This is a genomic window from Halomonas sp. DP8Y7-3, assembly GCF_019801675.1.
GTDB lineage: Bacteria > Pseudomonadota > Gammaproteobacteria > Pseudomonadales > Halomonadaceae > Halomonas > Halomonas litopenaei_A.
This window is the reverse complement of sequence record NZ_JAHVIO010000014.1, coordinates 329782-349586: the sequence shown is the minus strand read 5'-3', so window position 1 is coordinate 349586 and position 19805 is coordinate 329782. Positions and strand designations below refer to the sequence as shown.

Genomic DNA, 19805 nt, shown 5'->3' with positions numbered 1-19805 from the left:
TGCGCCGCTATTTTCAAACACATGTTTGAAAGCCCGCTGAGCCATGGTGGCACGGGCATCGCCTCGGATCGACAGGAGTGACCCATGCCAGATTATCAGGCACCGCTGCGCGACATGCGCTTCGTGATGGATGAGCTGTTTGACTACCCGGCTCATTACGCCCGCTTGCCCGCTGGCGACGACGTTTCGCCAGACGTGGTGTCTGCCATCCTGGACGAGGGGGCGCGCTTTGCGCGTGAGGTGTTGCTGCCGTTGAACCAGAGCGGAGACAAGCAAGGCTGCCGTCTGCAAGACGGCGATGTAAAGGCCCCCGACGGCTTTCGTGACGCCTATCGTCAGTACGTCGATGGCGGCTGGCCCGGGTTGGCCGCAGAGCCCGAGCATGGTGGCCAGGGCTTGCCGCCGTCACTATCGATGCTGTTGTCGGAAATGATCTGTGCAGCCAACCTCTCCTGGGGCATGTATCCCGGCTTGTCTCACGGTGCAGCAGATGCGCTGCGCCATCACGGCACGCCGGAGCAACAGCGGGTCTATCTGACCAAACTGGTGGAGGGCAGCTGGACGGGCACCATGTGCCTGACAGAGCCCCATTGCGGCACAGACCTTGGCCTGATCAAGACCAAGGCCACGCCGGACGAGCAGGGTGGCTACCGCATCAGTGGCACCAAGATCTTCATTTCTGCGGGCGACCACGATCTTTCCGACAACATCGTGCACCTGGTGCTGGCCAAGTTGCCGGATGCGCCGGAGGGTTCCAAAGGCATCTCGCTGTTCCTCGTCCCCAAGTTTCTGCCCGATGCCGCGGGTGAGCCCGGTCAGCGCAATGGCGTGACCTGCGGTTCGTTGGAACACAAGATGGGGATTCACGGCAATGCCACCTGCGTCATGAATTTCGATGGCGCCACGGGTTACCTGATCGGAGCTCCCAACAAGGGACTCGCCTGCATGTTCACGATGATGAATGCGGCCCGGATCGGGGTGGGCATTCAGGGGCTGGGCCTGGCCGAGGCCAGCTTCCAGAACGCGCTGAGCTATGCCCGTGACCGGCTGCAGATGCGCGCGCTATCGGGGCCCAAGGCGCCGGAGAAGGCCGCGGATCCTATCATTGTGCATCCCGACGTGCGGCGCATGCTGTTGACCCAGAAAGCCATCGCAGAAGGCGGTCGGATGCTGGTGCTGTATACCGCTCAGCTGATCGATGTGGTCGAACAGACGTCGGCTGGGGAAGAGCGGGAGCGCGCCGAAACGCTGTTGGGGTTACTGACGCCCATCGTCAAGGCATTTCTGACCGAGCTGGGCTTCGAGGCAACCAATGAAGGCGTACAGGTCTTCGGTGGACACGGTTTCATTCACGAGTGGGGGATGGAGCAACTGGTGCGTGACGCCAGGATTACCCGTCTCTACGAGGGCACCACTGGCATCCAGGCCCTCGATCTGCTTGGACGCAAGGTGCTGATGAACCAGGGCGAAAGCCTGAAGGTGTTCACCAAGGAGATCTATCTGTTCTGCAAGGCGGAAGCAGACAACGAGGACATGGCCGCCTTTGTTGCTCCTCTGGCTAAGTTGAACAGTCAGTGGGGCGAACTGACCATGGCGATCGGGATGAAGGCGATCAATGATCGGGAGGAAGTCGGCGCGGCGTCGGTGGACTACCTGATGTATTCCGGCTACGTCACCCTGGCCTATCTGTTCGCCAAAGCGGTGAAGGCATCCCGCCAGGCGCTGGCACAGTCGCCAACCGATGCGGCCTTCTACGAGGCCAAGATCCATACCGCCCGTTTCTACTTCGAGCGCCTGTTGCCGCGCACCAGAGCCCACGCCGCGCAGATGCAGTCAGGTGCAGAGAGCCTGATGGGATTGGATGAAGGGGCCTTTGGCCTGGGCTTCGAGCGGTAGTCGTGAACCGTACCGGCCTCTGCGTGTCGTCGCTGCGGTCGGTCAATCGAGCTCTCTCGGTCAGGTGACTGATCGTTGGCGGCGAGCCTGGCTCGCCGCTTTTTTTATCTGTTGTCGATCGACTGGCCAGCGCCTGCATCGGTCTGTGAGTTATCTGATACCAGTAAAGTCATAAATATCAGACTACACTGATGAGCGCGTTCATTAGCGGACATAGGGGTTTCATGGCATGATGCGCAGCAAGTGAATGTTACCTCCAGTGAAGCCCCGGGCTCACGCTGTTGTCTTCTTTGCCCCTCCAAGGAGTTCTGATGAGTCGTCATCTGGGCTTGCGCGTCAAGTCTCTGCTGGTGCCGCTGTTGTCGTTTCTCATGGCGTTGGTGCCCATGGTCTGGATTGGCATGTACGCGCTGCAGGATCTGGAACGTCACTTCGTTCAACGTTATGCCGAACAGTACAGCCGCTTGCACCTGCAGCGCATGCTCACGCCGCTGTCCCGCGAGCTGGCGTTGGCCAAGCGCTTTGGCGACATGGCGGTCACCCGCGAGTGGCTGGCAGATATCGATGACCAGGAACTGAAGGCTCGCTTTTTCCGTGAGGCCGAGGGGTTTCGCCAGCAGTTTGATGGGGATGACTACTACGTCGTGCACCATCAGACAGGGCAGCTCTACTACAACGACGGCAGGCTCGAGGAGAGTCGCGACCCGCGCTATAGCCTCGACGCCGACAGCGACGAAGATGCCTGGTACTTCCGTGCCATGGACAGCGGCGCGCCATTTGGTGTCCAGGTGGCCTACAGTCGAGCGCTGAATACCACCCGGGTGTGGGTCAACGTCCGCGTGGATGGTGTTGACCAGCCGCTCGGTATGGTGGGTGGAGGCCTGAATTTCCAGCACCTGCTGGCCAGCAGCTTCGACGACCAGTCACAGGGTGTGTCTTCCTACGTGCTTGACCAGCAGGGGCAGGTGATGGCGACCGCCGAGGGAGGCGACTTCCAGGCCACGGACCTTAGCCGTGATGCGGGTGAAATGAAGACGTTGTCACCCTTGGTAGAAGACGCCGATGCGTTGCAGCAGATGCTTACCCAAGCTCGAGACGGTGATGAGGATGTCATCAACAGCACCCTGGTCTGGGGCGGTGATGAAAGGGAAGTGGCGGTCAGCTACCTGCCGGAACTGGACTGGTGGCTGGTCTCGGCGATAGACCCCTACGCCATGCAACTGCTGGAAAAGCGTTGGCTAATGCCGTTGCTGGTGGCGCTGCTGTCGGGTCTTGCCATCATGCTGGTGGCGGTCGTGTTCACCCTGCAGCGTCTGATCGTGGGTCCGGTGCAGCGCCTCAGCCGCTCTGCTCAGGCGCTGGCGAGAGGCCAGTACGATGTCGAGCTGGACAGCGACAGGGGCGACGAGATCGGCGATCTGTCCCGGGACTTCCAGCGCATGGCGGATCAGGTCATGGCGCATACCGATGAGCTTGAGGAGCGAATCCGACACCGCACGGCGGCATTGGAGAGCGCCAATCATCAGATGAGCGAGGCCAAGCGCCAGATCGATGATTCGCTGGAGTGCGCCAGAGCCCTGCAGCAAGCGATACTTCCCCGCCGTGACCTGACCCAGTGCGCCGGACTCCATCATGGCGTGCTGTGGAATCCACGGGATGCCGTGGGCGGCGATATCTTCGTCTTCCGCAATGCGGGCCACGGCTACCTGCTGGGCGTCATCGACTGCGCGGGTCACGGGGTTCCTGGGGCGTTGATGACCATGCTGGCACGTGCGGCCTTCGACAACTCCGTGAATCAGGTGGGGCCAGAGGACCCGGCGGCGATCCTGACAGAGATGGACCGTCGTATACGGCGTACCTTGCTTGGCGAGACCGAGTCCGAGGCCGTTACCCCCCATATGGATGTGGGTCTGGTATGGGTAGAGGCCGATGAGCGACGGTTGACCTATGCCGGTGCCAAGTTGGATCTCTATGTCACCGACGGCAGCCAGCTTCAGGTATTGGCGGGAGGGCGCCGCGCACTGGCTTACAAGCGTCCAGGTGAATATCGTAATCAAACGTTGGAAGTTGCCCCTGGCTGGTCCTGTACCCTGTGCAGTGACGGTTTTCTGGATCAGGCGGGGGGCAAGGATGGCTTCGGCTTTGGCAAGCGTCGCTTCGAGGCCATGCTGATGACTCACGCTGCGCTGACGCCAAGCGCTCAGGTGGCGGCATTCCTGCAAGAGCTCGAGCACTTCCAGGGCGACCAGCGCCAGCGTGACGACATCACATTGCTGTGCTTCCAGCCTGTTGCTGCCACATCAGAGCCGTCAGCTGAGGCGACCACCCACATCTCCCATGGTCTTGATGAGGACACCCCATGGACCTCTTGACGCTACGTGAGCAGTTCGACCAGCAGCGCGTCCTGCTTAGCTTCAATGGCCCGATTTCTCATAGTCTGATCGAAGAAATCGGCAAGGCCATTCGCAATTATCTGAACAGTGAGTCGGCAGAGCCGTCGGCGGCGATGGACGTCTTCTCGACCTACATCGAGATGACGCAGAATATCAGCCACTACGCTACCGCCATGGGCTACGACGACCACCGGGCGACGGCCACGGTGGCCGTTGCGCGCAGTCCAGAAGGGCATTATCAGGTGTCCGCGGGCAACGTGGTCGAGCATGCCGATGGTGAGCGCTTGATGGCTACCGTCGGCGAGCTGAGCGGCCTGGACGCGAGTGAGTTGAAGCGGGTCTACAAGCAGCAGCTGAGGAAGCCTCGGGAAGAGGGCTCCCGGGGTGCAGGCCTGGGGCTGATCGACATGGCGCGCAAGTCCTGTCAGCCGCTGCGGTCCACGCTCAAGCCGATGTCGGACCAGCAAAGTTTCTTCTGCATTACCGCTACCATTTGACGGAAAGTCATCACCATGATTAACGACCTCGCGATTGACGGAACCCAGTCGACACCAGACATCCGCTCTGACTGGGAAGCCGGGCGCCTGACGATGCGCGGCGACTCGTATCCGGAAAACACCTTCGAGCTCTACAGCAGCGTCTTGAGCTGGGTGGATGCCTACCTGCGTTCCGGCGATAAACCGCTGTGCGTGCAGCTCGACCTGGTGTATCTCAACACCAGTTCGGTCAAGGCCATGATGGATATCTTTGACCTGATGGAAGAAGCGCATCAGGAGGGCACCGAGTGCAGCGTCGACTGGCGCTACGATGTGCGAAATGAACGCATCGCCGAACTTGCCGAAGAGTTCAAGGAAGATTGCAGTTTTCCGTTCGCGATCACCCCGATCGAGGAAGTGACTCCATGACGGAAAGGGATCGTCAGCTGCTTCGCGACATCGAGGAAATGCTGGCGTCACCGGAGTACGCAGAAAACCCTCTGCGCGCGCCGCTTGAGGCGCTGTACCTGCGGCACACCGATCAGCTCGAGCGGCTGGAGCGTATGGCCGCTATCTCAGATGGCTTTCAGCGGGGTGTGAAGTCGGATCTTACCACCGCCGAGCGGCGGCTCGAGCGCCAGCAGCGGCGCCAGCGCAAGCTGTCGCGCATCGCCGATGGCTATCAGGAGCTACTGTTCGAGCGTAACCAGACCCTGGAAAGTGAGGTGATGCTGGACCCACTGACCAAGATTCCCAATCGTCGTGGTCTGCATACTGAGCTGCGACGGTTGATGGCGGCCAATCGGCGTCAGCAGAGGCCGTTCACCTTGGCCATGGTCGATATCGATCATTTCAAACGTTTCAATGATGACCACGGCCATGATGTGGGGGACCAGGCCCTGCTGACGGTGGCGCGGGTGCTGAGCGACACCCTGCGCGGCGGCGACATTGTCGGTCGCTGGGGCGGGGAGGAGTTTCTGCTGGCCCTGCCTGGTGCTTCCTTGTGGGCGGCAGAACCTCTGTTTGAGCGGCTGCGCGGCAACCTCAAGGAAACCCGCCTGATCGAGGGCAGCGATCTGACCGTGACGGTGAGTATCGGTGCCGCCGAGCACCGGGGTGACGAAACCTACGAGCAGACCATGAACCGCGCGGATCAGGCGCTGCTGGAGGCAAAGCGCAGCGGTCGCGACCGCTGGCAGGCGGCACCATGAGCCGTCCGTCGCTGGCATCTCTGCCCGTCTCCAGCCAGCTGTGGCTAGAGCCGCTGGCGGCGGTCCACGGTGACGGTATCTGGCAGGCGGTGGAACACAGCCGTGACTCGCTTGGCCCATGGCTGCCCTGGGTGGATACGACCGTATCCCCCGCGGATTGTGAGGTCTTTGTCACTGCAGCCATGGCCGAGCGACGACTGGGCATCGCCCGTCATTTCGCCCTGATGGAAGGCACTGAAGGTGGCGGCAGCGAACTGATCGGGGTGGTCGGCTTCAATCGGATTGTCGAAGGTCACCGCTGGGCGTCGATGGGGTACTGGCTGCGGCACGACAGGCAAGGCGCCGGGCGCATGGCAGCGAGTGTGTCTGCGTTGGTGGCCTACGGCTTCAATGAACTGGCGCTGCATCGCCTCGAAATACGCTGTGCCGAATATAACAGCCGCAGCCGTGCCATCCCCGAGCGACTCGGGTTCAGGCAAGAAGGTGTCTTGCGTGACTGCGAATGGGTTCGAGGCCGCCCCCTTTGCCACGTGGTCTACGCCATGCTGGCCGTCGATAGGATCCCCGAGGGTCTTACCCTGGCGAGGTAGGAGGGTGGTATGGGCATGCCACCCAGCTTTCACGCTGGCTCAGAGTATGATGAAGCGCTATGCCCAGCGCTCCTCAGCGGTAAAGGCCACGATAAACCAGCGTCGCTCCGGCGGAATGCTGAGTCGGCGCGAGATATCCTCGCGAATCTCGTCCATCTCGACCATACCGCGCCCGCTAGCAAAGTGGGGCGCGGTGACAATATGGATTTCAATGCGGTGGCCTCGGCCACTCTTCGCCACATGGCTGTAGTAGTGGCTAAGCCCTTCTCGCTGCATGACCTCGGCCATGGCGGCGTGGACTTCACGATCGATCGCGCTGGGTGCCATCAGGAAAATGTCCTTGGCGGCACGACGGATGATACCGATCGGCACCGGGATGAAGACCAGGGTCAGCACCACAAGTAATGCGGAGTCGACGTAGGGCGTCCAGTGGTCCAGCGCGCTGCCCTCCAGCAACAACGCGATTACGAAGGCGACCAGCAGCGCCCCGGTAATCAGTGCCGCCATCAGCCAGTTCTTTTGATCAATACGCAGAAATTCCGATCTCGCCCGGCGATTGATCCTCTTCAGGTAGATGGCCATGGTGCTGCAGATGACCAGTACCGCCACGGCGTAAAGCGTCGCCGCGCCGAAGGCCAGGGCGTGTCCCCCGCTGAGCAGCTCGCGTAGGGCGTTGAGAAACGCATAAAAACAAAGTAGCAGCAGAATCGCGCCATTCAGCGCAGCGACCATGGGCTCAAAGTGCCAGAAGCCATGCTGGAAGCGCTGTGTCGCTTCACGCATGACCAGCCGTGACACCGCCAGGGCCAAGGTCGACATGGCGGCGTCGATGGTCGAGAAGACCCCGTCGAACAAGATCGCTTGTGAGCCGGCCAGAAGGCCAAAGATGACCCCAAGCAGGGCCACACCGAGGGTCGTGATGATCGAGAGGGTCAGCGCCCGCTGCTCAAGTCTGGCATCCATGATGTGAAGTACCGTCAAGTAAGACTGGGTCAAGAACGTAAGAGGAGTGCCAGGATGACGCCGGCTACAGAGTGGGGTGGGTCAGCTCATTGCCGGGTAGCCGAGCGTCTGGCGCAGCCGCTCGGCGTGTGAGGCCAGCCAGGTCGCGTCGATGGGGCCCCAGTCGACGATGCGGTAATGGCCGATATTGTGGGGTTTGCCTTGTTCATGCTCGAAGTGGCATTCGATGTCCAGCTCTTCCAGTGCGGACAGGGTGTCCTGAGCGGTGCGACGTGGCATGCCGGTCGCTGTCGTGATGGCGGGAACCGTATCGACGCCGCTGGCGATGAGGTGGGCGACATATAGCCGACGGTAGAAGCTGGTGCGGGTCTTGCTCAGAGTCGCCATGGAGTGTCTGCCTGATATCACTTAAAGGTGAGTAAGCGTTACCCAATCGTAGGTGTGGTGCAAGTCGTCACGTCTAGTTTGACGCACGTCAGTAGTTGACGACAGGGCCCGACGTACAGTGGCACGGCGCCAAGGGATAATCATTCGTAAATGAAGGTCCCGAGGCGAGCCATCCCTGTCATCTACGCCTTGAGGTTCGTCATGTCCCCACTTGCGCTTCCTGCCCGAGCCTGTTCCCTCGTCGCGGCTGTCGCTTTCGCTGCCGTCTGTTCGTCCGCCTCAGCGCTCGAGTATCCCATCGGAGAGCCAGCCCTGATCAACGGCATGGAGGTGGCGGCGGTGTATCTGCAGCCAGTCGTCATGGAGCCGGCCGGTGCGCGGGTTGCCGGGGATGCCGATATTCACCTCGAAGCGGATATTCACGCCCTGGAAGATAACGCTAATGGCTTTGCTCCCGGGGCATGGATCCCTTTTCTGCACATCGATTATCGCCTGCAGAAGGAAGGTAGCGACAGCGTGATGGAGGGATCACTGATGCCGATGATTGCCAGTGACGGCACTCATTATGGCAGCAATGTGGCACTTGATGGCGCGGGAGCCTATCACCTGACCTTTCACGTGGAAGCCCCGGAGTTGATGCGGCACGTGGACAAGGAGACCGGGGTCGCGCCCTGGTATGCGCCCTTCGACGTCGAGTATGACTTCGTCTATGCCGGCGTCGGCAAGAAGGGCGGATACTGAGAAGGGAACTCACATCATGCTGTTGTTACGTCGTTCACCGTTGGGGGAAGCCCTCGTCAGAGGGCCGTTGGTGGCCCTGTCGCTGATGTCGCTGTGGGCCGTTGCGGGAGAGGGCCTGGCCGAGGGCCTGCCCAGCTATCGATTGACGCTTGATGACGGGCGTCTCGAGCCTACCCCGTTGCTGGTCAGGGCAGGGGAGCGGTTCAAGCTGGAGTTGCACAACAGCGGGGCCACCCCGGTCGAGTTCGAAAGTCGTCGCTTGCGCCAGGAAAAGGTGATGGGCCCTGGCGTCCACTCCTTTGTGGTCATTCATCCGCTCAAGCCTGGTCGCTACGAGTATTTCGATGAATTCCACCTGCCCGAGGCGCAGGGTGAAATCATCGCGGTTGCCCCAGATGAGCAGGCTGCACCATGAATGGAGCGGCCTTCGTGGTGGTGTTTCGTGAAAGCATGGAAGCCATTCTGGTGCTGGGTGTCCTCTACACCTGGCTGGTTCGCGCCGAGCGCCGTGATGCCCTGAGGTGGCTGTGGGCGGGAGCCATGCTGGGCATCGCGCTGGCCATCTCGTTAGGCGCGGCCTTGATGGGCGTCGGCGACGTGCTGAGCGGAGACGCCCAAACGCTGTTTCAGGTGATCATGTCGGCCGTGGCGGCGCTTCTGATCGTGCATATGGCGGCGTGGATGCGGCGTCATGGCGCGACGCTCAAGGGGGTACTTGAGCGCGACGCCCAGCGCTGCCTGGCACCGGTCCGTCAGTGGGGTATCGCCAGCCTGGCGGCGCTGGCGGTCGCCCGGGAGGGCGCCGAGACACTGGTATTTCTCTATGGCATCGGTGTCGCGCAATGGCATCAGGGCACGCGCTGGGACTTTGTCCTGTCCGCCGGCCTGGGGCTGGTGATGGCAGCGCTATGTTTCTGGGCATTGCAATGGACGTCCCGGCGCTTTGCCTGGCGCCTCTATTTTGTGATCAGCGAAGCATTGTTGCTGCTGGTGGCGGCCGGTCTTTGGGTGTCGGCGCTGGAAGGGTTGATCAATCTGGGCTGGTTGCCCGCTGGCATGGATCCGCTCTGGGATACCAGTCAGTGGCTGGACGACGGTCAGGGAGTAGGGGGGATGTTAGCCTCCATCGCTGGCTATCGGGCTTGGCCGCCCTCCACCCTGGTGTTGGGCTACATCGCGTATTGGTGGCTGGTCATCATGTACCTGCAGGTTCCCCTGCGTAGGCAGAGCAGAGATCGGGTGGCATCGTGAGCATGCGTCGCTGTCTGTCCGCATCAGTCAAGCGCGGCGACGATGAGCGCTCGCGCCTGGATCAGCTAGGACATTGGCTGGCCGATCATCGTCGAGCGGTGCTGGGGCTGCAATGGAGCGTCGTGCTGTTCTATGCAGTGTTGCTGCTGATACCCCCCCTGTTGCCGCTGCCCGACTACCAGTCCCGCATCCTGGGACACCTTACCGTGTTCGCCGAATTCGTTTTCTGGGGTATCTGGTGGCCCTTCGTGATGGTCAGCATGGTCGTTGCGGGGCGGCTGTGGTGTGGCCTGCTGTGTCCTGAAGGGGCGATATCGGAGGCGGCCAGTCGCGTGGGTCTGGGTCGTGCGATACCGCGCTGGATGCACTGGGGAGGCTGGCCCTTGGTGGGTTTTGTCATGACCACCGTGTATGGCCAATTGATCAGTGTCTATCAGTACCCGAAGGCGGCACTGCTGGTGCTGGGAGGCTCAACCGTAGCCGCCGCCCTGGTGGGGGTGGTCTACGGCAAGGGCAAGCGTGTCTGGTGTCGTCATCTGTGTCCCGTCAGCGGCGTCTTCGCACTGCTTGCCAAACTCTCGCCGCTGCACGTTCGCACCGAGCCAGCCAGCTGGCACCGCTATGGCCAAAGACGGCGCAGGGGCGAGGTCGCTCGCCAACCGGCTCCAGACTGTCCCGTGCTGCTTCCACTCAAGCAGCTGGACAGCGCCAGTGATTGCCATCTGTGCTCACGCTGCACCGGCTACAAGAGCGCGATTCATCTAGAGCTGCGTGCCCCCGGGGCTGAGGTGATCGCTCCCCCTCCTCAGCGGCCAGCCACCGTGTGGGAGTACCTGCTGGTGGTGTTTGGGCTGCTGGGTGTGGCGGTGGGTGCCTTCCACTGGTCTGCGAGTCCCTGGTTCGTGGCGGCCAAGCAATCGAGCGCGGTGTGGCTCTACGGTCATGGTGCGGGCTGGCTGCTGGATGCCACGGCACCCTGGTGGCTGCTGACCCACTACCCTGAGCAACACGATGTGTTCAGCCTGCTCGATGGCGCTCTGCTGTTGGGCTATATCGGCGTGACGGCGCTGACCCTGGGAGGCTGGACAAGCGCGCTGCTGGGGTTGGCCAATCTGCTGCTGGGCAGGTGGTCCTGGCGGCGCCTGTGGCACCTGTCCTATGCGCTGATTCCTCTGGCCGGCGGAGGTGTGTTTCTGGGGCTGTCGATGACCACCCTGACGCTGCTGCGTGGGGAAGGCTGGCAGCTGCTGTGGGCCGATGATGTGAGAGCGTTGTTGTTGATGCTTGTGGTGGTGGTCAGCGCTTGCTTGAGCTGGGGCCTGCTCGGGCGTTACGTATCAGGCATGCGGCGTGGCCTGGCCATGGGGCTGATGGTGCTGGCCCAGGCGCCCGTGGTGGGCGCCTGGTGGTTGCTGTTCTGGGGCTGGTGATGACGGTATCGCTGGAGTGCGACAGGGCTAGGCGGCATCCAGAAAGGGCGCCTTCATGGCGTCGATGATCTGGCGCATCTCCTCGTCGGAGGTGATGTAGGCGGGCATGGTATAAAGCCATCGGCCGAAGGAGCGCAGCCACACTCCGCGTGAGCGGGCGATGTCAGCCGCATGGGCAAGAGAGGAGGCATCGTACACTTCGATGACTCCGGTAGCTCCCAGCACGCGCACGTCAGCGACAGCAGGATGCTGGCGCAGACTGTCGTCGCCGGCAAGCTCGCGGGTCAGGATGGCATTGAGGTGCGAGATCTTGCCCAGGTAGTCCTCCTCCTCGAACACTCGCAGGCTCTCCAGGGCCACCCGACAGGCCAGCGGGTTGCCCATGAAGGTGGGGCCATGCATGAAGGCATGCAGCTGGCTGTCACCGATGAAGGTGTTATGGACGCGGGTGGTGGCCAGGGTGGCGGCATGGCCCAGGTAGCCGCCGGTCAAGCCTTTGGACAGCACCATGATGTCGGGCGTGATATCGGCATGGTCGGCGGCGAACATCTTGCCGGTGCGGCCAAAGCCGGTGGCGACTTCATCGAACACCAGCAGGACATCAAACTCGTCACACAGCGCTCGTGCGCCGCGCAGATAGTGCGGTGACGTCATGTTGAGACCACCCGCCGCCTGCAGCAGGGGTTCCATCAGCAGGGCGGCTATCTCGTGGTGGTGCTGCTCTAGCACGCTGCGTAGCGCCGCCAGATCCGCCTCGACCTGTTGCGCAGTGGCGCCGTAAGGCGCCTTGGGTGCTGGCGCGAAGTGGTGTTCGGGCAGGTAGCCGGCAAACAGCGAGTGCATGCCTTCCTCCGGGTCGCACACTGCCATGCAGCCGGCGGTGTCACCGTGGTAGGCCTTCATCAACGACAGCATCCGGCGCTTGCCCGAATGGCCACGCAGATGGTGGTACTGGACGGCCATCTTCATGGCGACTTCCATGCCGACGGAACCGCTATCGGAGAAGAACACGTGCTCGAGTCCGTCGGGTGTGAGTCGCACCAGCTCCCGCGCCAGCTGATCGGCGGGATCGTGGGTCAGCCCGCCCAGCATGACATGGCACAGTGTGTCGGCCTGTTGCTTGATGGCGTCGACCAGGCGCGGATGGCCGTAGCCATGAATCATGCACCACCATGAGCAGGTCGCGTCGAGCAGAGATTCGCCGGTGTCCAGGGTGAAGCGGGTGCCGCGCCCGCCGACCACCCTGGGTGCGGCGGCTTGTGTCTTGAGGTGGGCGTAGGGGTGCCAGACGGGAGAGGGCATCTCGGCTCCTGAGGGTTTAGTAAACCAAAAATATTTCGGCGAGTTTACCATTGCTCCCACGGCTCCCACCAGCCGGGTAGGCTCCGTCAGGCCATTCAGGGATGCTGGGCGTCGACGCGCTTGAGGAAACGCTCGAACAGAAAGGACTCTTCGTTCTTGAGGGACCGGCTGAGGCAGTCGATGAACTCCCGGCGTGGATAGGTGAAGACGCGCGGGGCCTTGTAGGCATCCAGGTCGATGGCGATGATCGTACCGTCGACCACCAGGAAGTTGTCGGTATGCAGGCCTCGACAGTGAATGCGGTCACGATACAGCGCTTCCAGGATGTCCAGGTAGCGCTCCTGCAAGGCGGGATCATCGAGTACTAGCTGTTTCAGCGCCACACCATGGACGTTGGCGGTGACCAGACGGTAGCGCTGAGCGTCAAGAATGGTGGGCGTGTCGATTCCCAGGCGCTCCAGGCGACGGGCTACGTAGCGAAAGTTGTGTCCCGGGTAGCGGCGAATGCCCAGGCGGTAGCGCCAGCGATCGCTCGCCTTGGGTGTGAAGGTCTTGATAAAGGCATCCTGATCCGGGTCGTAGTGGACCTCGGTGTACTTGCCAGTCTGGATAAGCTGCATGATGTCCTTTGAAGCGAGGCGAAATCGAAGGGTAGGGCAGGGTCAGCGCAGTGGCCGAGGGCCTCAGGCGTCTTCGTCGAAGCGTGCGACGAACAAGGCCTCAAGGGCGTCGAGCACCGCATCGGCGTCGGGACCTTCTGCTTCCAGGGTCAGCACGGTGCCGCAGGGGGCCGCCAGCATCAGCAGGGACATGATGTTGGCGGCATCCCCACAGCGCTGACCGTGGTGCACGGTCACGGAGGCGTCGAACGCCTGACAGCAGGTGACCAGGCGAGTGGCCGCCCGAGCGTGCAGCCCGCGGCGATTGGTAAGGGTCAGCTCGCGTCTGGCCACGCTCATTGTGCCCCGCTGTCCAGACGACGTTGCTGGCCAAGCTCGCGGTGGCGCAGGCGTATTCTCGGGTGGTCGTCGACCAGCGCCGCGGCGATGCTCTCGGCCAGATAGACCGAGCGATGCTGCCCCCCGGTGCAGCCCACGGCCACCGTCAGATAACTGCGCTGGCTGGCCTGATAGCGTGGCAGCCAGTTGCGCACCCAGGTCAGGATGTCGCGCTTCATGTCGGCGACGTCTTGATAGTGCTCAAGGAAGGCGATCACGCTTTGATCGCAGCCGTTGGCATCCCGCAGCGATGGCTCCCAGTAGGGGTTAGGCAGGCAGCGTGCATCGAACACGATATCGGCGTCGGGGGGCACGCCACGCTTGAAGCCAAAGGACTCGATGGTCAGGCTCAGCTGGCCGCTGCGATGATCGGCCACCTGCTCGGCGATGCGTGAACGCAGCTCGTGTACGGACAGGCGGGAGCTGTCGATGATCAGATCTGCCAGGTCGCGAATGCCAGACAACGCCTTCTGCTCGGACTCGATGGCCTCGGCCAGGGTCATGTCGGTATTGCGGGTCAGCGGGTGACGGCGTCGAGTATGGGAGTAGCGTTCCAGCAGAATCCGCGCGTCGCTGGTGAGATAGACGACCTGGCAGTCGATGGGACCTTGCTTCAGCGCCGTCAGCTGCGCGGGAAAACGCTCCAGCGCCTCGGGCAGATTGCGCGCATCGACACTGACGGCAATGCGCTGTGAATGTCCATTCTCCAGCTCTTCGACCAGTGACCCCAGCAGCGTCGCTGGCAAGTTGTCGATGGCATAGAAGCCCAGGTCTTCGAGAGCCTGAAGCGCCACGGACTTTCCCGAGCCAGAGCGACCACTGATGATCACGAGCTGCATGTCCTGTCTCCTTGGCAGGGGGCGATAAGAGGGCAGTTGGTGTCAACCGCGCGGTGACGGCCAGATCACGCTCGATCAGAGCGTGCTATCTGGCTAGATGGTAATCAGCTAAATGGCAATCAGCTAGAGGTTAATCAGCGAGATCCCCATCAGCGAGGCGCCATTCTTCAAGGCGCCAGGCAAGGCGTGCGCCATCAAGACATAGGATCAAGGCGCTTTCGCTGCGTGCCGTCAGCTCGTGGCGTCGCCGGGGGCTTGCTGGCGAATCGCTTCCTGCAAGCGCTCGTGCAGCTCGCGCTGGGACGTCGCGTGGCGCAGACGATGTCGGGTATCGGCGTCATTCATGACCCCGGCCACCTGGCCCAGCAAGGCTAGGTGAGCATCATCCGCTTCTTCAGGCACCAGCAAGACAAAGACCAGGTCCACCGGTTCGCCGTCGATGGCGTCGAAATCAATCGGCTCTGCCAGCTTGAGAAAGCCAGAGATAGGGGCCTTGCAGTGAGGGTTGCGAGCATGCGGAATGGCCACGCCATTGCCGATGCCGGTGCTACCCAGACGTTCGCGGCCGATCAGGCGACTGAAGACTTCCTGGCTATCCAGGCTTGGTGTGTTCTGCGCAATGAAGGTGCTGAAAAATTCCAGCACCCTCTTCTTGCTGCCCCCCGGGACGTCAAATAGCGTGCGCTCGGGGGGGAGAATGGCATCCAATGTCATGAGAGGTCAGCGAATTCCGGCGCCTTGGGCGCGGGCTTGGGATTTTTCCTTGTGCTTGACGAGCTGGCGGTCCAGCTTGTCGGCAAGGGCGTCGATGGCGGCGTACATGTCGCCGTCCTGGGCTTCTGCATGCAGGTCTGCACCGGCAGCGTGAAGCGTACAGGCAGCCTGTTGGCGCTCCTTCTCCACCGAGAGGGTGACCTGCACATTGGTGATGTTGTCGTAGTGGCGCTCCACACGGGCGAGCTTCTCTTGTACGTAGTCACGCAGGGGATCGGTCAATTCGACGTGGTGGCCGGTAATGTTGACTTGCATGACAAGGCTCCTTGCTCTTGCGGGTGGTTGCTCGATTGTAACCCTTTTTCCGATCCTGCAAACCCCCCTGCTTCTACGCATTAAGACGCAGATGTCGTGCGATATTTCAAGCGCTTGCGCTTTTCATGTAACTGCGCTACGCGCTCTGCTCGCCGCCTGTCTCGAGCCATCTGACCGGGCTCAGCGCAGGCGCTTGCGCTCGCTTGAAGAGGGAATATTCATCGCTTCTCGATACTTGGCGACGGTGCGTCGGGCGACGTTGACACCGTCTTCGGCGAGCAGCTCCACCAATTTGCTGTCAGACAGCGGTTTGCGAGGCGGCTCCTGCTGGATCAGCGACTTGATCATGGCGCGTATGGCAGTGCTGGAATGGGCATCCCCATCCTGACCCACCTGGCTGGAAAAGAAATACTTGAGCTCGAACACTCCCCGTGGCGTATGCACGAATTTCTGGGTCGTCACCCGGGAGATGGTCGATTCGTGCATCTCGACCTTGGCCGCAATGTCTGCCAACACCAGTGGTTTCATGGCGGCTTCACCCTGCTCGAGGAAGTCGAGCTGCCGCTCCATGATTTCGCGTCCGACCCTCAACAGGGTGTCGTTGCGGCTTGCCAGGCTCTTGATCAGCCAGCGCGCCTCCTGCAGATGGTCCTTCAGAAACTGGTTGTCCTGGCTCTTGTCGGCCCGTCGGATCAAGGCCGCATAGTCGGGTTGAATGCGCAGGCGTGGCATCGCCTCAGGGTTCAGCTCGACGCGCCAGCCTTCTTCGGTGTGGCGGACCACCAGATCGGGAATGACATAGTCGTTGTCGCTGTCGCCGTACTGGCTGCCAGGCCTAGGGTCGAGGCCACGGATCAGTTCGATGACATCATCCAGCTGCTCTTCGGTCAGGCTCAGGCGGCGCTTCAGCAGACGACGATCACCGCTGGCCAGTGCCTCGAGAAACTGGCGTACCAGTCTTCCCGCCTGGGGCAGAAGGGGGGTGTCACGGGGCAGGCTGTCCAGTTGCAGCTGCAGGCATTCGCGCAAATCTCGGGCAAATACACCGGTAGGTTCGAATTGCTGCAGCCTGGCCAGCACCGACGCCACGTCCTGCAGGGGCGGGGCAGCAGCGTCGTCATCGGCCAGGCCCTGGGCGATATCGTCAAGGTGTCCCACCAGGTAGCCATCGCCGTTGACCGCGTCAATCAGGCACTCTGCGATGCGCCTGTCATTATCATTGAGGTCCAGCAGGGCCAGCTGCCAGCTAAGGTGGCCATGCAGGGATTGCCCGCTGGCCTGGCGCTCGAAGTCTGGCGCCTCGGCGCTGCCGGCCGGGGCGGTGCCAAGGTCCTGATAGGTATCGGACCAGTCGCTGTCGACCGTTAGCTCGGAGGGGATCTCGTCGGCCCAGTCGTCGTCCTTGCTGTCCTTGACCTGCAGCTCGCCGAATTCATCCTCCAGCTCGAGCATCGGGTTGGCCTCGAGCGCCTGCTGGACTTCCTGGCGCAGGTCCAGCGTGGAAAGCTGGAGCAGGCCAATAGCCTGTTGCAGCTGAGGGGTCATGGTCAGCTGGGTGCCGATCTTCAGCTGCAGTGACGCCTTGAGGGCCATGATGTGACTTCCGTTCGTGGAGCTGAAAAGCCTTACCCTAACGGCGGGTCAGGTACCATGCAAGCTTCTTGCCAACTTGTGGGCAGGGGGTGGCGCGCAGGGCTTGCTGTGCCCCGCATGCGCGTCAGTGCAAGGTCGAGCGGGCGCCATGAAGACCCTGCCTACATAGCGGCCCGGCAGCGCTAATATAGTGGTTAAAGGCGAAAGTTTTCGCCGAGATAGACTTCCTTGACGCGCTGGTTGGCAAGGATCGACTCGGCACTGCCTTCGGCGATGATCTGGCCGTCGCCGACAATGTAGGCGCGGTCACAGATGTCCAGCGTCTCGCGCACGTTGTGGTCGGTGATCAAGACGCCGATGTCACGAGCCTTGAGCTGGCGAATGATCGACTTGATCTCGCCGACGGAGATCGGATCCACCCCGGCAAAGGGTTCGTCGAGCAGAATGAAGGCGGGTTCTGTGGCCAGGGCTCGGGCGATCTCGACCCGGCGTCTTTCCCCGCCGGACAGGCTCATGCCCGGGTTGTCGCGAATGTGGCTGACATGGAAGTCTTCGAGCAGTTGCTCAAGGCGCGCCTGGCGACCTTCCCGGTCGAGGTCCTTGCGGGTCTCGAGGATCGCCATGATGTTGTCGGCTACGGACAGCTTGCGGAAGATGGAGGCTTCCTGGGGCAGGTAGCCAATACCCGCCAGTGCCCGCTGGTGCATGGCCGCGCGGCTCAGGTCGTCATCGTCGATGCTGATGGTGCCAGCATCCGCCCTGACCAGTCCGACGATCATGTAGAAGGAGGTGGTCTTGCCTGCGCCGTTGGGGCCCAGCAGGCCCACAATGCTGCCCTGTTCGATGGACAGGCTGATGTCCTGGACGACGCGGCGCTTCTTGTAGCTCTTGGCCAGATGGCGAGCGTGGAGAGTCTTCATCAGTTTCCTTGGCTTTCCGGCTCGAGGGTCATGCGAATGCGCTGCTGGCCGTCGACACCCTGTGCGCTGGAGCGAGCCTGGACAACGCGGCGATCCAGAAAGTACTCCAGGTAGGCGCCGTCGAAGGTGTCATTGGCCTTGTGCAATTCCGCCTGGTCGATGAGTTCCATGCGGCGCTCGGCAACATGGTAGACCACCTTCTTGCCCCAGCCCTTGACCACCGGCTCTTCCGGCGAAGGCTGCTGCTCCAGGTAGGCGCGGGAGCCAGTCGCCGTGGCGCGGGACAGCTGACCCTGGTCGTTGCGCTGAATTTCCACACGCTCACCGGTCAGGAGCATGCTGCCCTGTTGAATACGCACATCGCCGGTATACACCGCTGTGCCTGCGCGGTCATCCAGGTCCAGCTGGTCGGCCTCTACCTGAATGGGGGCGCTGCGGTCGCTTTCCAGCGCCAGGGTGACGGTGCTGGTGGCGACGCTCGTCAGGCCCAGGGCCAGGGCGAGCAGTAGCGCGGGACGGGAACGCATCATGGAAGTGACTCCTTGTTAGAGCTCGGGCTGAGAGCGGCTCTGGCTTATTGAGGCTCTGGCGGATGATAGCCGGTGACATTGTCGGTCAGACGGGCGGTATTGTCATGGATCCAGGCATCGAAGCGCTCGCCTCGCATTTCCTGGGGGGGCTGACGCAATACCGCAGGCGTCTCACTCCAGGCGTGGCCTGAATCGCTGTCATAGACCAGCACCTCGGTATCCAGCTGCCAGCGCTCGGCAGGGGCCTCGAGGTGGGCATCTCCGGTCAGTGTCAGAGGGTTGCCGTCCGGGCCAAGTTCGCCGTCGGTGGCAGTGGCGATCCACAGGCGGCCGCTGTCATCGACAAGCTCCATGTCAGGTTGGTCGACGCGGGTGATGTCATCCAGCGGGGTGTGCACCAGACGCGGGGTCGTGATGCGCTGATGGGGCGCACCCTCGGTGTCGAAGCGCGTCAGGGTGGCATCGATCAGGTAGTAGTCCGGCTCGCCGGCCTGATCGTCGGTGATCAGGTCAGGCACAGTGCCGTCCCGCGGGTCGAGCAGGGCCAGACCGCCGCCCAGCACGAGCAGCAGGATGACCAGCCAGAAACGGAAGCCGGGCCGCAGTGAGCGCCATGTCATATCAGGGGTCCGTCCTTCAGATAGCTGTCCACCACGCCGTCGAGGCGGCCCTGGGCAGCCAGCAAGGTATCCGTGATGTCGCGCACTGCGCCATGACCGCCGCCGCGCTCGGTGACCCAGCGGGCGCGTTCGCGAATGTAGAACGGGGCGCCTGGCACGCTGATGCCCACGCCACAGCGGTCAATGCACGGCAGGTCGGGCAGGTCGTCTCCGCAATAGGCCACCTCTTCCAGTGACAGCGACAGCTCGGCGCACAGCGATTCCAGCGCCGGCAGCTTGCGTTCGACACCTTGCTGGACGTGCTGGATGCCCAGCGCCTTGGCGCGCTGGGAGACCATGGGTGAGCTACGCCCGGTGATCAGAGCGACGTCGATTCCCGCGCGCCTGGCCAGTTTGATACCGTGGCCATCAAGGGTGTTGAAGGCCTTCAGTTCCGTACCGTCGGCATGAAAGATAAGCTGCCCATCGGTCAGCACGCCGTCCACATCCAGCGCCAGCAGCTTCACGCGGCCAAGTCGTTGCACCAGGTCAGGGGAGAGTGAGGCAAGTGGGTCGTGGGCCATCATGGCGATCCTTGATGTTGAGTGGGCAGAAGGTGTGACGGCAGCTGCCCGGCGGTAGCGCCCGGAGTGCCGT

At 62.2% G+C, this 19805-nt stretch carries 23 protein-coding genes; 10 read left to right on the top strand and 13 right to left on the bottom strand.

Going from position 1 to position 19805, the window contains the following annotated elements; all coding sequences use genetic code 11:
* Positions 1-84: 84 nt before the first annotated feature.
* The 6 genes from KUV86_RS16125 to KUV86_RS16100 all read left to right on the top strand — a co-directional run bounded on the left by KUV86_RS16125 (position 85) and on the right by KUV86_RS16100 (position 6566).
* Positions 85-1896, top strand: a complete 1812-nt coding sequence (locus KUV86_RS16125) for an acyl-CoA dehydrogenase C-terminal domain-containing protein (RefSeq protein WP_222485571.1) — start codon at positions 85-87, stop codon at positions 1894-1896.
* A gap of 311 nt (positions 1897-2207) precedes the next feature.
* On the top strand, positions 2208-4268 hold the full coding sequence (gene siaA, locus KUV86_RS16120) for a biofilm regulation protein phosphatase SiaA (protein WP_222485569.1): 2061 nt from the start codon (positions 2208-2210) through the stop codon (positions 4266-4268).
* Complete coding sequence (siaB, locus tag KUV86_RS16115) at positions 4256-4786, top strand: biofilm regulation protein kinase SiaB (protein WP_222162987.1); 531 nt, start codon at positions 4256-4258, stop codon at positions 4784-4786. Before siaA ends, siaB begins: the two co-directional genes overlap by 13 nt.
* A gap of 15 nt (positions 4787-4801) precedes the next feature.
* Entirely contained in the window at positions 4802-5194 is a 393-nt protein-coding gene (gene siaC / locus KUV86_RS16110; protein ID WP_261317430.1) for a biofilm regulation phosphoprotein SiaC, read from the top strand.
* Positions 5191-5976, top strand: a complete 786-nt coding sequence (locus KUV86_RS16105) for a diguanylate cyclase (protein WP_222238121.1) — start codon at positions 5191-5193, stop codon at positions 5974-5976. The genes siaC and KUV86_RS16105 overlap by 4 nt, the downstream gene beginning before the upstream one ends.
* A complete protein-coding gene (locus tag KUV86_RS16100) occupies positions 5973-6566 on the top strand; it encodes a GNAT family N-acetyltransferase (protein ID WP_222485567.1) in 594 nt (197 codons plus the stop codon). The genes KUV86_RS16105 and KUV86_RS16100 overlap by 4 nt, the downstream gene beginning before the upstream one ends.
* 57 nt (positions 6567-6623) lie before the next feature.
* On the opposite strand, the gene KUV86_RS16095 is transcribed toward KUV86_RS16100, so the two are convergent.
* Together KUV86_RS16095 and KUV86_RS16090 are read right to left on the bottom strand one after the other, a co-directional pair.
* Positions 6624-7529: a cation diffusion facilitator family transporter gene (locus KUV86_RS16095; protein WP_222162989.1), complete on the bottom strand. Its 906-nt coding sequence runs from the start codon at positions 7527-7529 to the stop codon at positions 6624-6626.
* Positions 7530-7610: 81 nt separating this feature from the next.
* The gene (locus tag KUV86_RS16090) at positions 7611-7916 is read right to left on the bottom strand and encodes a helix-turn-helix domain-containing protein (protein WP_206937177.1); all 306 of its coding nucleotides are present in this window, start codon (positions 7914-7916) and stop codon (positions 7611-7613) included.
* Positions 7917-8117: 201 nt separating this feature from the next.
* Here KUV86_RS16090 and KUV86_RS16085 point away from each other — a divergent pair, with 201 nt between their 5' ends.
* The 4 genes from KUV86_RS16085 to KUV86_RS16070 are packed head-to-tail and all read left to right on the top strand — an operon-like array spanning position 8118 to position 11338.
* Complete coding sequence (locus KUV86_RS16085; protein WP_222485565.1) at positions 8118-8657, top strand: iron transporter; 540 nt, start codon at positions 8118-8120, stop codon at positions 8655-8657.
* Between the two features lie 16 nt (positions 8658-8673).
* Positions 8674-9072 (top strand): cupredoxin domain-containing protein, encoded by a 399-nt coding sequence (locus tag KUV86_RS16080; RefSeq protein ID WP_224852041.1) that lies wholly within the window; start codon positions 8674-8676, stop codon positions 9070-9072.
* Entirely contained in the window at positions 9069-9908 is an 840-nt protein-coding gene (locus KUV86_RS16075) for an FTR1 family protein (RefSeq protein WP_222485563.1), read from the top strand. Before KUV86_RS16080 ends, KUV86_RS16075 begins: the two co-directional genes overlap by 4 nt.
* 2 nt (positions 9909-9910) lie before the next feature.
* Entirely contained in the window at positions 9911-11338 is a 1428-nt protein-coding gene (locus KUV86_RS16070; protein WP_222485711.1) for a 4Fe-4S binding protein, read from the top strand.
* A 27-nt stretch (positions 11339-11365) separates the two neighbouring features.
* On the opposite strand, the gene bioA is transcribed toward KUV86_RS16070, so the two are convergent.
* From bioA to KUV86_RS16015, 11 genes are all read right to left on the bottom strand, one after another.
* Positions 11366-12640: an adenosylmethionine--8-amino-7-oxononanoate transaminase gene (gene bioA / locus KUV86_RS16065; protein WP_222485561.1), complete on the bottom strand. Its 1275-nt coding sequence runs from the start codon at positions 12638-12640 to the stop codon at positions 11366-11368.
* Positions 12641-12735: 95 nt separating this feature from the next.
* A complete protein-coding gene (locus KUV86_RS16060; RefSeq protein WP_206937188.1) occupies positions 12736-13260 on the bottom strand; it encodes a hypothetical protein in 525 nt (174 codons plus the stop codon).
* A 63-nt stretch (positions 13261-13323) separates the two neighbouring features.
* Positions 13324-13593 carry an HPr family phosphocarrier protein gene (locus KUV86_RS16055; RefSeq protein WP_222163229.1) on the bottom strand — a complete coding sequence of 90 codons (270 nt, stop codon included), beginning with the start codon at positions 13591-13593 and terminating at the stop codon, positions 13324-13326.
* Between the two features lie 2 nt (positions 13594-13595).
* Positions 13596-14477 (bottom strand): RNase adapter RapZ, encoded by an 882-nt coding sequence (gene rapZ, locus KUV86_RS16050; RefSeq protein WP_222162993.1) that lies wholly within the window; start codon positions 14475-14477, stop codon positions 13596-13598.
* Positions 14478-14708: 231 nt separating this feature from the next.
* Complete coding sequence (ptsN, locus tag KUV86_RS16045; RefSeq protein WP_206937193.1) at positions 14709-15191, bottom strand: PTS IIA-like nitrogen regulatory protein PtsN; 483 nt, start codon at positions 15189-15191, stop codon at positions 14709-14711.
* A gap of 6 nt (positions 15192-15197) precedes the next feature.
* Positions 15198-15506, bottom strand: coding sequence for a ribosome hibernation-promoting factor, HPF/YfiA family (gene hpf / locus KUV86_RS16040; RefSeq protein ID WP_206937196.1), 309 nt, complete (start codon positions 15504-15506; stop codon positions 15198-15200).
* 180 nt (positions 15507-15686) lie between these two features.
* Positions 15687-17099, bottom strand: coding sequence for an RNA polymerase factor sigma-54 (locus tag KUV86_RS16035; RefSeq protein WP_222162995.1), 1413 nt, complete (start codon positions 17097-17099; stop codon positions 15687-15689).
* A gap of 194 nt (positions 17100-17293) precedes the next feature.
* Positions 17294-18019: an LPS export ABC transporter ATP-binding protein gene (gene lptB, locus KUV86_RS16030; protein ID WP_206937201.1), complete on the bottom strand. Its 726-nt coding sequence runs from the start codon at positions 18017-18019 to the stop codon at positions 17294-17296.
* On the bottom strand, positions 18019-18549 hold the full coding sequence (gene lptA, locus KUV86_RS16025) for a lipopolysaccharide transport periplasmic protein LptA (protein WP_222485559.1): 531 nt from the start codon (positions 18547-18549) through the stop codon (positions 18019-18021). Before lptA ends, lptB begins: the two co-directional genes overlap by 1 nt.
* A gap of 44 nt (positions 18550-18593) precedes the next feature.
* Positions 18594-19169, bottom strand: coding sequence for an LPS export ABC transporter periplasmic protein LptC (gene lptC, locus KUV86_RS16020; protein WP_206937206.1), 576 nt, complete (start codon positions 19167-19169; stop codon positions 18594-18596).
* The gene (locus KUV86_RS16015) at positions 19166-19732 is read right to left on the bottom strand and encodes a KdsC family phosphatase (RefSeq protein ID WP_222485557.1); all 567 of its coding nucleotides are present in this window, start codon (positions 19730-19732) and stop codon (positions 19166-19168) included. Before KUV86_RS16015 ends, lptC begins: the two co-directional genes overlap by 4 nt.
* Positions 19733-19805: the final 73 nt, after the last annotated feature.

Bases quoted from the DNA above. Each gene is read 5' to 3' on its own strand.
- KUV86_RS16105 (WP_222238121.1), top strand. From the start codon at position 5,191: ATGACGGAAAGGGATCGTCAGCTGCTTCGCGACATCGAGGAAATGCTG.
- ptsN (WP_206937193.1), bottom strand. From the start codon at position 15,191: ATGACATTGGATGCCATTCTCCCCCCCGAGCGCACGCTATTTGACGTC.
- KUV86_RS16100 (WP_222485567.1), top strand. From the start codon at position 5,973: ATGAGCCGTCCGTCGCTGGCATCTCTGCCCGTCTCCAGCCAGCTGTGG.
- KUV86_RS16080 (WP_224852041.1), top strand. From the start codon at position 8,674: ATGCTGTTGTTACGTCGTTCACCGTTGGGGGAAGCCCTCGTCAGAGGG.
- KUV86_RS16060 (WP_206937188.1), bottom strand. From the start codon at position 13,260: ATGCAGCTTATCCAGACTGGCAAGTACACCGAGGTCCACTACGACCCG.
- KUV86_RS16015 (WP_222485557.1), bottom strand. From the start codon at position 19,732: ATGGCCCACGACCCACTTGCCTCACTCTCCCCTGACCTGGTGCAACGA.
- lptC (WP_206937206.1), bottom strand. From the start codon at position 19,169: ATGACATGGCGCTCACTGCGGCCCGGCTTCCGTTTCTGGCTGGTCATC.
- siaA (WP_222485569.1), top strand. From the start codon at position 2,208: ATGAGTCGTCATCTGGGCTTGCGCGTCAAGTCTCTGCTGGTGCCGCTG.
- hpf (WP_206937196.1), bottom strand. From the start codon at position 15,506: ATGCAAGTCAACATTACCGGCCACCACGTCGAATTGACCGATCCCCTG.
- lptA (WP_222485559.1), bottom strand. From the start codon at position 18,549: ATGATGCGTTCCCGTCCCGCGCTACTGCTCGCCCTGGCCCTGGGCCTG.
- bioA (WP_222485561.1), bottom strand. From the start codon at position 12,640: ATGCCCTCTCCCGTCTGGCACCCCTACGCCCACCTCAAGACACAAGCC.
- KUV86_RS16075 (WP_222485563.1), top strand. From the start codon at position 9,069: ATGAATGGAGCGGCCTTCGTGGTGGTGTTTCGTGAAAGCATGGAAGCC.
- KUV86_RS16070 (WP_222485711.1), top strand. From the start codon at position 9,911: ATGCGTCGCTGTCTGTCCGCATCAGTCAAGCGCGGCGACGATGAGCGC.
- lptB (WP_206937201.1), bottom strand. From the start codon at position 18,019: ATGAAGACTCTCCACGCTCGCCATCTGGCCAAGAGCTACAAGAAGCGC.
- KUV86_RS16125 (WP_222485571.1), top strand. From the start codon at position 85: ATGCCAGATTATCAGGCACCGCTGCGCGACATGCGCTTCGTGATGGAT.
- KUV86_RS16090 (WP_206937177.1), bottom strand. From the start codon at position 7,916: ATGGCGACTCTGAGCAAGACCCGCACCAGCTTCTACCGTCGGCTATAT.
- siaC (WP_261317430.1), top strand. From the start codon at position 4,802: ATGATTAACGACCTCGCGATTGACGGAACCCAGTCGACACCAGACATC.
- KUV86_RS16085 (WP_222485565.1), top strand. From the start codon at position 8,118: ATGTCCCCACTTGCGCTTCCTGCCCGAGCCTGTTCCCTCGTCGCGGCT.
- KUV86_RS16035 (WP_222162995.1), bottom strand. From the start codon at position 17,099: ATGGCCCTCAAGGCGTCACTGCAGCTGAAGATCGGCACCCAGCTGACC.
- siaB (WP_222162987.1), top strand. From the start codon at position 4,256: ATGGACCTCTTGACGCTACGTGAGCAGTTCGACCAGCAGCGCGTCCTG.
- rapZ (WP_222162993.1), bottom strand. From the start codon at position 14,477: ATGCAGCTCGTGATCATCAGTGGTCGCTCTGGCTCGGGAAAGTCCGTG.
- KUV86_RS16095 (WP_222162989.1), bottom strand. From the start codon at position 7,529: ATGGATGCCAGACTTGAGCAGCGGGCGCTGACCCTCTCGATCATCACG.